Origin of the sequence: Aminobacter niigataensis, assembly GCF_014200015.1 — a bacterium.
Taxonomy (GTDB): domain Bacteria; phylum Pseudomonadota; class Alphaproteobacteria; order Rhizobiales; family Rhizobiaceae; genus Aminobacter; species Aminobacter niigataensis.
Genome location: NZ_JACHOT010000010.1, coordinates 37,389 through 51,404, shown reverse-complemented (window position 1 = coordinate 51,404; position 14,016 = coordinate 37,389). Strand labels below are relative to the sequence as shown.

At 64.8% G+C, this 14,016-nt stretch carries 13 protein-coding genes; 6 read left to right on the top strand and 7 right to left on the bottom strand.

Annotated elements, in window-relative coordinates; genetic code table 11:
- Window positions 1-72: 72 nt before the first annotated feature.
- From GGQ99_RS24215 to puuE, 5 genes are all read right to left on the bottom strand, one after another.
- A complete protein-coding gene (locus tag GGQ99_RS24215) occupies window positions 73-2,079 on the bottom strand; it encodes a CocE/NonD family hydrolase (RefSeq protein WP_183264516.1) in 2,007 nt (668 codons plus the stop codon).
- A 92-nt stretch (window positions 2,080-2,171) separates the two neighbouring features.
- Window positions 2,172-2,765 (bottom strand): nucleoside deaminase, encoded by a 594-nt coding sequence (locus GGQ99_RS24210; RefSeq protein ID WP_183264515.1) that lies wholly within the window; start codon window positions 2,763-2,765, stop codon window positions 2,172-2,174.
- 4 nt (window positions 2,766-2,769) lie between these two features.
- Entirely contained in the window at window positions 2,770-3,270 is a 501-nt protein-coding gene (locus GGQ99_RS24205) for an ureidoglycolate lyase (protein WP_183264558.1), read from the bottom strand.
- A 21-nt stretch (window positions 3,271-3,291) separates the two neighbouring features.
- On the bottom strand, window positions 3,292-4,137 hold the full coding sequence (locus GGQ99_RS24200) for a bifunctional allantoicase/(S)-ureidoglycine aminohydrolase (protein WP_183264514.1): 846 nt from the start codon (window positions 4,135-4,137) through the stop codon (window positions 3,292-3,294).
- Window positions 4,138-4,142: 5 nt separating this feature from the next.
- Entirely contained in the window at window positions 4,143-5,576 is a 1,434-nt protein-coding gene (puuE, locus tag GGQ99_RS24195; protein ID WP_183264513.1) for an allantoinase PuuE, read from the bottom strand.
- Between the two features lie 178 nt (window positions 5,577-5,754).
- Here puuE and uraH point away from each other — a divergent pair, with 178 nt between their 5' ends.
- Genes uraH through xdhC form a run of 4 tightly spaced genes read left to right on the top strand, consistent with a single transcriptional unit; the run spans window position 5,755 to window position 10,914 of the window.
- On the top strand, window positions 5,755-6,120 hold the full coding sequence (uraH, locus tag GGQ99_RS24190; RefSeq protein ID WP_108606989.1) for a hydroxyisourate hydrolase: 366 nt from the start codon (window positions 5,755-5,757) through the stop codon (window positions 6,118-6,120).
- A gap of 3 nt (window positions 6,121-6,123) precedes the next feature.
- On the top strand, window positions 6,124-7,605 hold the full coding sequence (xdhA, locus tag GGQ99_RS24185; RefSeq protein WP_183264512.1) for a xanthine dehydrogenase small subunit: 1,482 nt from the start codon (window positions 6,124-6,126) through the stop codon (window positions 7,603-7,605).
- 1 nt (window position 7,606) lies between these two features.
- Complete coding sequence (xdhB, locus tag GGQ99_RS24180; RefSeq protein ID WP_183264511.1) at window positions 7,607-9,967, top strand: xanthine dehydrogenase molybdopterin binding subunit; 2,361 nt, start codon at window positions 7,607-7,609, stop codon at window positions 9,965-9,967.
- Entirely contained in the window at window positions 9,964-10,914 is a 951-nt protein-coding gene (xdhC, locus tag GGQ99_RS24175; protein ID WP_183264510.1) for a xanthine dehydrogenase accessory protein XdhC, read from the top strand. The genes xdhB and xdhC overlap by 4 nt, the downstream gene beginning before the upstream one ends.
- Before the next feature lie 24 nt (window positions 10,915-10,938).
- Here the strand turns inward: xdhC and dps are convergent, their stop codons facing one another.
- A complete protein-coding gene (gene dps, locus GGQ99_RS24170) occupies window positions 10,939-11,427 on the bottom strand; it encodes a DNA starvation/stationary phase protection protein Dps (RefSeq protein ID WP_183264509.1) in 489 nt (162 codons plus the stop codon).
- Between the two features lie 111 nt (window positions 11,428-11,538).
- On the bottom strand, window positions 11,539-12,054 hold the full coding sequence (locus tag GGQ99_RS24165) for a winged helix-turn-helix transcriptional regulator (protein ID WP_183264508.1): 516 nt from the start codon (window positions 12,052-12,054) through the stop codon (window positions 11,539-11,541).
- Window positions 12,055-12,168: 114 nt separating this feature from the next.
- On the opposite strand from GGQ99_RS24165, the gene GGQ99_RS24160 reads away from it, so the two are divergent.
- Complete coding sequence (locus GGQ99_RS24160) at window positions 12,169-12,645, top strand: SRPBCC family protein (protein ID WP_183264507.1); 477 nt, start codon at window positions 12,169-12,171, stop codon at window positions 12,643-12,645.
- 174 nt (window positions 12,646-12,819) lie between these two features.
- Complete coding sequence (locus GGQ99_RS24155) at window positions 12,820-14,016, top strand: serine hydrolase domain-containing protein (RefSeq protein ID WP_183264506.1); 1,197 nt, start codon at window positions 12,820-12,822, stop codon at window positions 14,014-14,016.

The window sequence follows — 14,016 nt, the reverse complement described above, 5'->3', positions numbered from 1 at the left end:
GCATCGGCAAGGCCGAATGCGACATCGAGTGGCGCAATCGCCACGTCGCTTTTGGACCAAGCCGCTTCCGCGTCAGATGTGATCGCGTGCGATGATTTCGTCGAAATCTCGTTCGAACACCAGCGTCTCGCCTTCATAGGCCTCGATCCGGCCGGTCAGCTGGAAGTTTTGGCCGTCAGAACGCATGGTCGTGAAAGTTTCGGTCCGGACGGCCCAGTCGTTTCTCGACAAAGTCTGCGTCCAGTGGGTCTCGCCATGGGCAGAAAGCGGGTCGGATGGATCGATTGTCCAGAGTTCGCGGGCGACATCGCCGATGACCAGGCCGTGGTCGGAATCGCGGATTTCGCCGAAGTCGTCGACAATGCGCAGGCTGACCGTGCCGGCCGCTTCGTCGCGTTCGACGGTGCGGCTGTTCGAACTTTCGCGCAATGTTTCGGTCTGCCAGGGCGTCGCCCCCTCGGGCTCCTCGAAGGTCCATTCATCGCCGTCGCCGGAGGGGCGTACCGGCAGGTCGATGGCGCCGTCATGGAGGGTCAGCGTGACCTCTTCGGGCGAGGGCCAGACAAGCGGCCAGTAGGTCGAGGACACGGCGATCCGCAACCTGTTGCCGGGCAGTACCCTATAGGCGATGTCGTCGAGCTTGAGCGTGATCGCCATCGTCTCGCCGGGCACAATCTCCTGAGGGAATTCGTGGCCGTTGCGGTGGCACAGGTTGAGCACGCCATAGGTGATGCGGGTCGAGGCGCCGTCCGGCTGGACGTCGCACAGTCGCACCGCGACCATGCCGTGCCGGCGGTCGGTTGCGAGCTTCAGGCGGATGACCGGCGCCCCGACAATGTCGAGCGGGACGTCGAGCACAGCACCGTCGAAACATGCGGATTTTCCGTCGTCGACGCGCTGGTCGCCCGGCAGTTCAGGCCCGAGCCAGATGGCGCAATACTCGCCGCCGTCCATGCCGCAATCCTGGGGCGAGTTAATCGAAACGGCCGCGTCGAGCCTGGCGTCCTCGGCCAAAATGCCATTCGCACCGAGCGCAAGGCGCGTGGCGGCAATGTTCGGCGACGGCCATTGCCGTTCGGCGATCCAGCGGCCCGGGCGTTCGAGATACCAGTCGCGCGGCGGCTCGGAATCCATGACGTAGAGACGCATCGCCGGGTCGTCTTCGACGCCGGTGTCCTTGCTCTTGAGCCAACGGTCCCACCAGCGCAGGGCCTCCTGCAGGAAGCCGATGGCCGGATTGGGTACGGCGAAATGCGGGTATTTGTGGATCCACGGGCCGACGATGCCCTTGACCGGCGCCTGTACGCCCTCGACCAGACGGGACACCGCATTTTTGTAGGCGTCGCCCCAGCCGCCGATAGCCAGCACGGCGGCCTTGATGGCGGAATAGTTTTCGTTGACCGAGCCCCGTTTCCAGTAGGCATCGCGGGTCTGGTGCTTCAGCCAGACCGCCGGCAGGAACGGCTCATGCTCAAGCCTGTCGAGCCATATGTCGCGCCATTTGTCGCCGACGAGTGCTGGGTCTGGCGGTCGCGACGAGTAGGACAGCATGGTCGCACCCCAGCCCATGTTCTCGTTGAGCAGCAACCCGCCCTTGTAGTGGATGTCGTCGGCATACCGGTCGTCGGTCGAGCACAAAGTGATGACAGCCTTCAGGGCCGTTGGCTGTTTCGCCGCCACCTGCAGGCCGTTGAAGCCGCCCCAGGAGATGCCCATCATGCCGACCTTGCCGTTGCACCAGGGCTGGGCTGCGGCCCATGCAATGACGTCGCAGGCGTCCTGCCATTCCTGCTCGGTGTATTCGTCGTCCATCAGCCCTTCGGAATCGCCGTTGCCGCGCATGTCGACGCGGATGCAGGCGTAGCCATGGCCAGCGAAGTAGGGATGGGTCAGGCAGTCGCGCGTCGTCGTACCGTCGCGCTTGCGGTAGGGCAGGTGCTCGAGGATGGCGGGCACCGGGTCCTGGTCGGCATCGGCGGGCATCCACACCCGCGCCGACAGGCGCGTGCCATCGGGCATGACGATGCCCATGTCGGGAAATTCGACGATGTCGCGCGGAAATTCGGTGATGGTTTTCATGCGTGGCTCCCTGCGCCATCAGTAGGCGACAGGATGCCAAACGCAAAGGGTGGCGAATGAGCCAGAGAGCGGATTTCTCTGGCCTGTTCGCGTCAGTTCAGCGGGATGTCGTTGTCGCCCTTGCTCGCCTGGTAGGTGCCGGACATCTCGTCGTAGAGCGCCGAAATCCTGGCCACGCGCTCTTCCATCCGCGTGCGGTCGGGTTCGGGCAATTCGCGGACCAGTTTGCGTAGCGAAAAGCTTTTCCAGTAGGCGTTGTCGGCGTTGTAGCCGCCCGGCTCCAGCGTGAAGACCTCTTTCAGGATCTTCAGGTCGTGCGGGATGGCGAAGCTGTCGCGCGAATCCTCGTGACTGAACAGATAGTAGAAATTGTCGAAGCCAGCCCAGGTGATGGCCGACAGGCACAACGAGCAGGGCTCGTGGGTCGACAGGAAGATCAGGTCCTTGGTGTCGGCACGGCTGGCCTTGGGCATTTCGTAGAAGCGCTTCAGGCAATGCATCTCGCCGTGCCAGAGCGGGTTTTCGAGCTCGTTGTTGGTCTCGGCCAGCACCAGCGAACGGTCGTCCTTGGCGAGCAGTGCTGCGCCGAACAGCTTGTTGCCCTTCGTCACGCCTTCGGCGGTCTTGGGCACGATGTCGTGTTCGATGACGTCGAAGAGGCGCTCGATCAGCGAGAGTTCGGCCATTTGCTCAGAAGCCTTCCGGAAGGACGATTTCGTAGGGGTGCGAGAAATGGAACTCTTCGAGATTGGGGCCGGTGCCGCCACGGTCGACGACGACGAAGTCCTGGTTCTCGCCGATTGGCGTCAGTACGCCGTGCCAGAGATTGCGCGGATAGTTGACGCCCTGGCCGGGCGCGGCGACGAAGGCGTGCGGCTCGCCCGGGCCGTCGCCGATGTCGTGGCAGACGACGACGAGGTAAGGCCGCGGCGACAGCGGAATGAAGGCCTGGCTGCCGAAGGGGTGGCGCTCGACCATCGAAAGCTTCAGCGGGAACGGATAGGGCGTGCCCTTGAAGATGTTGATGATGACGTGGCCGTCGGGGCCGGCCGCCTCGACACGGGCGAGCGCGTGATAGCGCTCGCATTTGCCTGCGTTGATCGGGTAGTGGCTGTCGCAGTTGGTGTCGATCACCTCGCCGAATTCGGCGAAGTTCTCGCGCGTCAGGGGCTTGGCCACGATCCGCTTCATCTCACCCGACATGACTGACCCTCAGCGGCGGCGCGTGGCGTTGAAGGCGCCGAGCTGCATGTGGCGGTTGACGTCCTTGTAGAGCAGGTAGCGGAACCTGCCGGGGCCGCCGGCATAACAAGCCTGCGGGCAGAAGGCGCGCAGCCACATGAAATCGCCGGCCTCGACCTCGACCCAGTCGTTGTTCAGCCGGTAGACCGCCTTGCCTTCGAGCACATAGAGGCCGTGCTCCATGACGTGGGTTTCCGGGAAGGGGATGATGCCGCCGGGCTCGAACGTCACCACGGTGACATGCATGTCGTGGCGCAGGTCGTTGGGATCGACAAAGCGGGTCGTCGCCCATCTGCCATCCGTATCCGGCATGGCATTCGGCTCGATGTCGTTGTCGTTCAGGAACAGTGGATCGGGCGCGTCGAGGCCGTCGACATATTCATAGGCCTTGCGGATCCAGTGGAAGCGCGCCGTCTCTACGCCGGCATTGCGCATCGTCCAGCCGCTGGCCGGCGGCAAATAGGCGTAGCCGCCCGGCGTCAGCACATGGCTCTTGCCGGCAACGGTCACGGTCACTTCGCCTTCGACGACGAAGAACACGCCTTCGGCGCCCGCATCGGGTTCCGGCCGGTCGCTGCCGCCGCCGGGCTGCACTTCCATGATGTATTGCGAGAAGGTTTCGGCGAAGCCCGAGAGCGGACGGGCGATGACCCACAGCCGCGTCTTGTCCCAGTGCGGCAGGAAGCTGGTGACGATGTCCGAAAACTCGCGCTTCGGGATCACCGCATAGGCTTCGGTGAAGACGGCGCGGTCGGTGATCAGGTCCGTCTGGGGAGGGAGGCCGCCTTTCGGCGCGTAATAGGAGCGTTTTGCCATTTTTCTTAGCTTGGAAGGAGGTCGTTGAGGCGATACCAGGCGATGCGTTCCACCTGCTTGCAGGCGGCGGCAAATTCCTGGTCGCGGCTGTTGGCGATGCGGGTCTCGAATGCCTTCAGGATGCTTGCCTTGTCATTGTCGCGCACTGCGATGATGAAGGGGAAGCTGAATTTCTCGACATAGGTGGCATTGAGCTCGGTGAAGCGGGTGCGCTCGGCGTCGGTCAGCGCGTCGAGGCCGGCGGATGCCTGCTCCTTGGTTGATTCCTCCGTCAGGCGCTTGGCCTGGGCCAGCTTGCCGGCGAGGTCGGGGTGGGCGGCGAGCACGCCGAGCCGCTCTGTCTCGCTCGCCGATCGGAAGGCGCGGCAGAGTGCATTGTGCAGGCCGCCGGCGCTGTCATGAGCCGGTCCGAGCTCGAATTCGAAGGCGCGTTCGGCGATCCAGGGCGAATGCTCGAAGATCGAGCCGAAGCGCTGGACGAATTCGTCGCGCGCCATGCGCGAAGGGCGCAGCGCCTGCGGCTGGTAGGGGTGGTTTTCGCGCCAGTGCCGGGCGATGTCGGCGCGGCGGGCGATCCAGACCTTATCGTGGCCCTGTACGTACTCGATGAAGCGGCGCAGCGCCTCGGCACGGCCGGGACGGCCGACGAGGCGGCAGTGCAGGCCGATGCTCATCATGCGCGGGCGGCCCTTGGCGCCCTCGTCATAGAGGGTGTCGAAGCTGTCCTTGAGATAGGCGTAGAACTGGTCGCCCGAGTTGAAGCCTTGCGCGGTCGCAAAACGCATGTCGTTGGCATCGAGCGTGTAAGGGATGACCAGCTGCGGCGGAATGGCATTGCCATGGCCGTCATGGTCGAGCCAGTAGGGCAGCTCGTCGTCATAGGTGTCGGAAATCCAGTCGAAGCCGCCTTCGGCCGCGGCGAGGCGCACGGAATAGACCGAAGTGCGGCCGAGATAGAGGCCGGTGGGGCGTTCGCCGACGACTTCGGTGTGCAGGCGGATCGCTTCGAGCAGGTCGGCGCGTTCGGCAGCCTCCTCGTGGTCGCGGTAGTCGATCCAGCGCAGGCCGTGCGAGGCGATTTCCCAGTCCGCGTCCTGCATCGCCGCGACGTGATCGGGCGAGCGGGCAAGGGCGGTGGCGACGCCGTAGACGGTCACCGGCACCTTGGTTTCGGTGAACATGCGGTGGAGCCGCCAGAAGCCGGCGCGGGCGCCGTATTCATAGATCGATTCCATGTTCCAGTGGCGCTTGCCCGGCCACGGGGCCGCGCCCACGATCTCGGACAGGAAGGCTTCGGAGGCTGCGTCGCCGTGCAGGACGTTGTTCTCGCCGCCCTCTTCGTAATTGACCACGAACTGCACGCAGACGTTGGCGCGGCCGGGCCATTTCGGATCTGGTGGGTTCGCGCCATAGCCGCGCATGTCTCTTACGTAACGCATGATCCCTCGAACCGGTCGATTACTGCCACTGGAGCAGGATAGCGAAAGGAGCGGCAGACATTCCCTCGAAAAATTTTGAAAGTCTTTTTGTAGCGGTGTTCTCGACCGCACCTTATGCAATGGCCTTAAATGGCGCAAAATCAATGATGATGGCGCGTGTCGCCAGTAGGGAGAGCGAATGACAAAGGCTGAAGGCGGACGCCTCACCACCCATGTCCTTGACACTGCATCCGGCAAGCCTGCCGAGGGGCTGTCGATTTCGCTGTTCCGCATCGAGGGCGATGTGCGGACCTTGCTCAAGAAGGTCGCCACCAACTCCGACGGCCGCTGCGACGCGCCGCTGCTTGCCGGCGACGAATTCCTGACGGGCGAATACGAACTCGTCTTCGCGGCCGGCGACTATCTGCGCCGCCAAGGCACCGAGCTGCCGCAGCCGGCTTTCCTCGACATCGTGCCGATCCGCTTTGGCATGGCCGAGCGAACGCACTATCATGTGCCGCTGCTGATCTCCCCCTACAGCTATTCCACCTACAGGGGCAGCTGAGCCATGGCGACGGTCAAGACACGCAACCATATCCGCTTCATCCTCAACGGCGAGGACATGACGCTTTCGCAGGTCGCGCCCGACGAAACGCTGCTCGACTATCTGCGCTTGCGCCGGACGCTGCGCGGCACCAAGGAAGGCTGCGCCGAGGGCGACTGCGGTGCCTGCACGGTGCTTGTCGGCCGGCTGTCTGCCGGCAAGCTGGTCTATGAAAGCGTCAACGCCTGCATCCGCTTCGTGGCTTCGCTCGACGGCTGCCATGTCGTGACCGTCGAGCATCTGGCCGGCGAGGCGGGCACACTGCATCCGGTGCAGCAGGCCATGGTCGATTTCCATGGCTCGCAGTGCGGCTTCTGCACGCCGGGCTTCGTGATGTCGCTCTACGGCCTGTGGATGGGCTCGCCCGAGCCGTCGGACGAAGCGATCGAAAAGTCGCTGCAGGGCAATCTCTGCCGCTGCACCGGCTACGAGGCGATCATGCGCGCCGCGCGCGCCATCTCCGACTACGGCAAGGTGGCCAAGGATCCGCTGCTGGTCGAGCGCAAGGCGATCACCGCCCGCCTCGAAGCCTTCAAGGACGGCACCCGCGTCGAGGTCGGCGAGGGCAAGGACCGCTTCGTCATCCCGGCCAGCGTCGACGATCTCGCCGACGTGCTCGATGCCGAGCCGACCGCGACCGTCGTCGCCGGCTCGACCGACGTCGGCCTCTGGGTCACCAAGCACATGCGCGCCATCGCGCCCGCCGTCTTCATCGCCAACATCGACGGCCTGCATTCGCTTGACGATGACAAGGGCGTCATCTCCATCGGTGCCGGCGTCACCTACACCGAGGCGTTCGAGATGTTGTCGAAGCGCATTCCGGCGCTGGGCCCGCTCATCGACCGCATCGGCGGCCAGCAGGTCCGCAACATGGGCACCATCGGCGGCAACATCGCCAACGGCTCTCCGATCGGCGACACGCCACCGCCACTGATCGCGCTCGGCGCGACACTGACGCTGCGCAAGGGCAAGACACGCCGCACCATCCCGCTGCAGGACTTCTTCATCGCCTATGGCAAGCAGGACCGCGCGCCCGGCGAGTTCGTCGAGGCAGTGCATGTGCCGGTGCCGGCCAAGGGCGACCATTTCGCCGTTTACAAGATCACCAAGCGCCGCGACGAGGACATCACCGCCACCCTCGGTGCCTTCTGGCTGCAGCTTGCCAAGGACGGCACCGTGGCAGACGTCCGCATCGCCTATGGCGGCATGGCGGCGACGCCCAAGAGGGCGAGCGTTGTGGAAAAGGCGCTCGTCGGCAAGCCTTGGACCGAAGAAACGGTCGAGGCGGCGATGGCGAAGTTTGCCGAAGACTTCACGCCGCTGACGGACATGCGCGCCACGGCGGAGTATCGTGCGCTGGTGGCGAAGAACCTGCTGCTGCGTTTCCATGTGGAGACGACCGGCACCAAGGCGCCGTTCACGGTGTCGAGATATGAGGCTGCCTGAGATGACCCAGCACCAACCCAACCTCAAGGCGGCGAAGATCACGGGCGGCGTGCACACCGACCAGCGCCACGATTCCGCGCACAAACACGTTGCCGGCGAAGCCGTCTACATCGACGACATGCCGGAACCGGCGGGCACGCTGCATGTCGGCCTCGGCCTATCCAACATCACCCATGGCACGCTGAAGTCGGTCGACCTGTCTGCCGTCCGCGCTGCGCCCGGCGTCGTCGACGTGCTGACCTATGCCGACGTGCCGGGCGAAAACGACATTTCGCCGAGCGGCATGCATGACGACCCGGTCTTCGCTCAGGGCAAGGTGGAGTTCCACGGCCAGCCGATCTTCGCGGTCGTGGCCAACACCCGCGAGCAGGCCCGCCGGGCGGCGCGCCTGGCCAAGATCGAGTACGACGAGTTGCCGGCGGTCATCAGCATCTGGGACCTCGATCCGGAGAAGGACAAGCAGGTGACGTCGCCGCTGACGCTGAAGCGCGGCGACGCGGCGGCTGCGATTGCCGCGGCACCGCGCCGGGTGAAAGGCCGGATGAAGCTCGGCGGCCAGGATCACTTCTATCTCGAAGGCCAGATTTCACTCGCCGTGCCCGGCGAGGACGACGAGGTCGTGGTCTATTGCTCGACGCAAGGACCGAGCGAGACCCAGCACCTCGTCTCGCATGTGCTCGGCGTGCCCAGCCATGCGGTGACGGTCGAGGTACGCCGCATGGGCGGCGGTTTCGGTGGCAAGGAAACCCAGGCCAACCAGTGCGCGGCGATTGCGGCCATCGCTGCGAAGAAGCACAAGCGCGCCGTCAAGGTCCGGCTCGACCGCGACGAGGACATGACCGCTACCGGCAAGCGGCACGACTTCGCCATCGACTACGAAGTCGGCTTCGACGAGGAAGGCAATATCCTCGGCGTCGACTACATGTTCGCGCTCAATGCGGGCTTCTCGGCCGACCTCTCGGGGCCAGTGGGCGACCGCGCGCTGTTCCACTGCGACAACGCCTATTTCTATCCGAACGTGCATGCCAAGTCGTCGACGCTCTACACGAATACCGTGTCGAACACTGCGTTCCGCGGCTTCGGCGGCCCGCAGGGCATGGTCGGCGCCGAGCGCGTCATCGAAGAGGTGGCGTTTGCGCTCGGCAAGGACCCGCTCGAGATCCGCAAGCGGAACTTCTACGACGCCATCGGCGTTGCCGGCGAACGCAACCTCACGCCCTATCACCAGAAGGTCGAGGACAACATCATCCACCGCATCGTCGCGGAACTGGAGGAGAGCGCGTCCTATGCCCACCGCCGGCGCGAGATCGCGGCGTTCAACGCCAACAGCCGCTTCGTCAAGCGCGGACTGGCGCTGACGCCGGTCAAGTTTGGCATCTCGTTCACCAAGACCGAGTCCAACCAGGCCGGCGCTCTGGTGCACGTCTATGCCGATGGTTCGGTGCACATGAACCACGGCGGCACCGAGATGGGCCAGGGCCTTCACCTCAAGGTGGCGCAGGTGGTGGCGGAAGAGTTCCAGATCGATCTCGACCGGGTGAAGATCACGGCGACGACCACCGCCAAGGTGCCCAACACTGCGCCGACGGCGGCGTCCTCGGGCGCCGACCTCAACGGCATGGCGGCACAGGACGCGGCGCGGCAGATCCGCAAGCGGCTGACCGATTTCGCCGCCGAGAAGTACCAGGTGCCGGGCGACCAGGTGGTGTTTCTGCCTAACCGCGTGCGCGTCGGCAACCAGGAGATTTCCTTCAACGACCTGGTCAAGCAGGCTTATCTCAACCGCATCCAGCTGTCGGCCGCCGGCCACTACAAGACGCCGAAGATCCACTGGGATCGCAGCAAGGGCAGGGGCCACGCCTTCTACTATTACTCCTATGGCGCGGCCTGCTCGGAGGTGTCGATCGACACGCTGACCGGCGAGTATGTCATCGAGCGGGCCGATATCCTGCACGATACCGGCCGGTCGCTGAACCGGGCCATCGATATCGGCCAGGTCGAGGGCGGCTTCGTCCAGGGCACGGGCTGGCTGACGACCGAAGAACTGTGGTGGGACGGCAAGGGCCGGCTGCGCACCCATGCGCCGTCGACCTACAAGATCCCGCTGGCTTCCGACCGACCGAAGATCTTCAACGTGGAACTGACCGACTGGTCGGAAGCCTATGAGCCGACGATCCACCGCTCCAAGGCCGTCGGCGAGCCGCCGCTGCCGCTCGGCATCTCGGTGCTGCAGGCGCTGTCGGATGCGGTTGCGAGCGTCGCCGACCACAAGGTCTGCCCGCGTCTCGACGCACCGGCGACGCCGGAGCGGGTGCTGATGGCGATCGAACGCCTCCGGGCCGAGGCGGCCCAGGCCAAGTGAGCAAGACGGCCAAGCGCCTCCGGGCATTCCTCGACGCAGCGCCTTCGGTGGCGCTGGTCGAGGTGGCAGAGGCCAAGGGCTCGACCCCGCGCGAAAAGGGCGCGTGGATGCTGGTGTCGCCCGAGCGCATCTTCGGCACCATCGGCGGCGGCCAGCTCGAATTCATGGCGATCGACAGCGCGCGGGCGATACTGAAGGGGTCGATCTCCCCCCTTGAGGGAGAGATGCCCGCGAAGCGGGCAGAGGGGGTAACCTCAGGAAGAAGCGCCCAAGTGGTGTTGAGCCCGGTCGAAACGACCCCACCCGGCGGCTTCGCCGCCACCCTCCCCTCAAGGGGGAGGGAAACGCTCACCCTAGACATTCCACTCGGGCCGGAGATCGGCCAGTGCTGCGGCGGACGGGTCGAGGTTGCCGTCCGCCACGTCGACGAGGCAATGGCTGCCGACCTGGTCGCTTCGGCCGAAATATCGGACGCTGCCCTGCCACATGTGCTGGTCTTCGGCGGCGGCCATGTCGGCCACGCGCTGGCATCCGCTTTTGCCTTGCTGCCGCTGAATGTGGTGGTCGTCGAGACCCGCGCCGATGCGCTCGACGGCATGCCGGCGGAGATTGATGTGAGGCTGACCCCGGTTCCGGAGGAGATGGTGCGCGAGGCGCCCTCCGGCTCGGCCGTGGTGGTGCTGACCCACGACCATGCGCTCGACTTCCTGATCGTTGCCGAGGCGCTGAAGCGCGACGACACCGGCTATGTCGGCATGATCGGCTCGAAGACCAAGAAGGCGACGTTCAGGAGCTGGTTCCTCAAGACGGCCGGCGGCAGCGACGAGCAGTATGCACGGCTGGTCTGCCCGATCGGCGGCGACGCAGTCAAGGACAAGCGCCCCGCTGTAATCGCCGCCCTTGCCGCAGCCGAGATCATGACCGCGCTGGCTCTGCCGGCAAAGTGACCGCCGCCGTCGGAACCGGCCAGGCTATTCGTTTTCCTGGATGTGGGCCTCGAGGAACCACAGCGACTTGTCGAGTGCCCTGGAATAGGCGGTGAAGATGTCGGCGGTGTCGGCGTCGCCCGCCTCTCCCGCCTCGTCGATGGCCGAGCGCACGCTTTTCGCGGCGTCGGCATAGCGGTCGATCAGCGCGGCGATGTGGTCCTTGGTCTTCGAGATGTCGGTCGGATAGGGCTTCAGCTTGCTGGCCTCGACCACCACCTGCGAAGTGCCGAGTGCCGCTCCGCCCAATTGGGCGACACGTTCGGCGATGGTGTCGACGTGTTCGTCGAGGTACTTGCGGAAATCATCGAGCATCTCGTGGATGGCGATGAAGTGCGGGCCCTTGACGTTCCAGTGCGCCTGCTTGGTGATCAGCGCCAAGTCGATCGCGTCGGCCAGCCGTGCGTTCAGAAGCTCGATCGAAACCTTCTTGGCGTTGGACTTGAGGTCGTTGCGTGTCGGGTGGGAAATCATCGGCTGCTCCTTGATCCGCGGGTCGTGCCTGCCCCCCCCGGCCGGCCGGAAGGCATCCGCAGCGTACAACAGCCTCACGACAGTTCGGTTCCGGGCTGGACCAGTCGAAAGTCAGCCAGCGGCGGCGTTGCGGGCGACCACTTCGAGATAGGCCGCTTGCAATTGTTCGCGCACCGGAAGCCGCTGCTTTGCCGTCTCGGACAGCGGTTCGCCGAGATGGGAGGCACGCAGCTCTTCCATGAAGCGCTGCCACATCTCGGGGCCGCCCGTTTCCAGCAGCTCGGCACGGATGCTGAGTTCCTCGCTGACCGGCAGCCACTTGCGGCCCCAGGCGCCGATATGGGCGAAAACCGGCAGCAGTTCGATCGCCATCTCTGTCAGGCTGTAGATCGCCTTCTGCTTGTGGCTGGGGTCGTCGGCCTTGGTGATCAGCCCGTCCTCGACAAGGCGCTTCAGCCGGTCCGCCAGGATATTGGAGGCAATGCCCTCCTCGGAGTTCGTCAGTAGCTCGCGAAAATGCCGACGGTTGCCGAACATCATGTCGCGCAGGACGATCAGGCTCCATTTGTCGCCGACCACCTCGAGGGTGAGGTTGATCGGGCAGCCCGACCGTTGATGCTGGTTCATGCAATGTCTCCAAGAACTGGTTGCAACATAAAATCAGTTGCGCTAGCCTGCAACTGGTTAGTAAATGCAACTGGTTTTAATTCTGGTTGCAGCACCCACAAGAGGAGGAAAGGAATGTCCAGCACCTCAACATCGCACTCCACCTTCAGCAGCCATCGCGTCTACCCGGTGTCACCGGCGGAGCTGTTTTCGGCATTCTCGCAGGCCGACCGCAAGCGCCGCTGGTTCGTCGAGGGCGAAGGCTGGCAGGTCGACGAGTTCGTCGTCGACTTCAGGCCCGGCGGTTCCGAGCGCAGCAGTTTCCGTTTCGAGGGCGGAGCGTCGTTCTCCAACGACACGACCTATCTCGACATCGTCCCCGACAGGCGGATCGTCTTCGCCTATGTGATGGCAACAGAGGGCAAACCCTTCTCCGCCTCGCTGGCAACCATCGAGTTCGTACCGGAAGGCGAGGGCACTCGGCTCGTCTACTCGGAGCAGGCCGCCTATCTCGACAGCGACAACGCCGATGCCCAGACGGCCGATCGCAAGGCGGGCTGGGCCGAACTTCTTGAAGCGCTGGCCAGGCACCTGGACGAGACGGCGGGCTGACGGACTGTCGTCCACCACAGGAAGGATGCAAGGATGGGCACGATATCGGGAATGGATCGCCGCACCGTCATGAAGGGCGCGGCGTTTGCGGCATTGCTTGCCTCGGCAGAAGGGGCGTCGGCACAACCAGCAGCGGGCGCTTCGAGCGCGGCTGCAAAGTCAGGGAGCACGACGATGAGCACAGGCAACTTTATTCCCGACCGACTCGAGCGGATGCGCAAGGTGATGGCTGGTCATGTCGAGCGCGGCGACCTGCCTGGGCTCGTCTGGGCCGTCAGCCGGGGTAGCGAAACCCATATAGAAGCCGTTGGCACGCTCGCGCTCAACGGCTCGGCGCCGATGCAGCGCGACAGCATCTTCCGTATCGCCTCGCTGACCAAGCCGGTCACTGCGGTTGCGGCGATGATCCTCGTCGAGGAGTCGCGGCTGCGCCTCGACGACCCGGTCGACAAATGGCTGCCCGAGCTTGCCGATCGCAAGGTGCTGAAAGCGATCGACGGCCCGCTCACCGAGACTGTTCCCGCCAGCCGGCCGATCACCCTGCGCGATCTGCTGACCCTGCGTTTCGGGCTCGGCGCGATCATGGTCTATCCGTTTCGGTACCCGCTGCAGCACGCCATGCAGGAAGCCGGCATCGCGCCGAGTGCCGACCTGTTCCGCGGCTCGCCCGACGACTACATGAAGCGCATCGGCTCGCTGCCGCTCGCCCATCAGCCCGGTGAAGGCTGGCTCTACCACACAGGCCTCGACGTCGCCGGCGTGCTGGTCGCCCGCGCGGCGGGACAGCCGCTGTCGGCCTTCATGCAGGAACGCATCTTCGGCCCGCTCGGCATGAAGGATACCGGCTTCCATTGCCCAGTCGAGAAGGTCGACCGGCTCGCCACCGCCTATTCCCGGGATTTCCAGACCGGCAAGCTCGGCGTCTACGACGAAGCCAGGGGTGGGTCGTTTGCCAAGCCGGCGACCTTCGAGGCAGGCGGCGGCGGACTGGTCTCGACAGCCGAGGACTACCTTGCCTTCCAGAAGATGTTGCTCGGCAAGGGCAGGCTCGGTGGCGAGCGCATCCTGTCGCGCGCCTCGGTCGAGCTGATGACGACGGACCAGCTTACCGACGAGGAGAAGGCGAGCGGGCGGATGTTCTTCAACGGCAATTCGGGCTGGGGTCTCGGCATGTCGGTGGCGCTCAAGCGAGACAACCTCTGGCAGGTGCCAGGACGTTTTGGCTGGGATGGCGGTTATGGCACCTCGGGCTATGCCGATCCTGAAAACGACCTTGCCGGCATCCTGCTTTCCCAGAGGCTGATGGATTCGCCGCAGGCGCCGGCGCATTACACCGACTTCTGGACTTCGGCCTACCAGGCCATGAGCTGA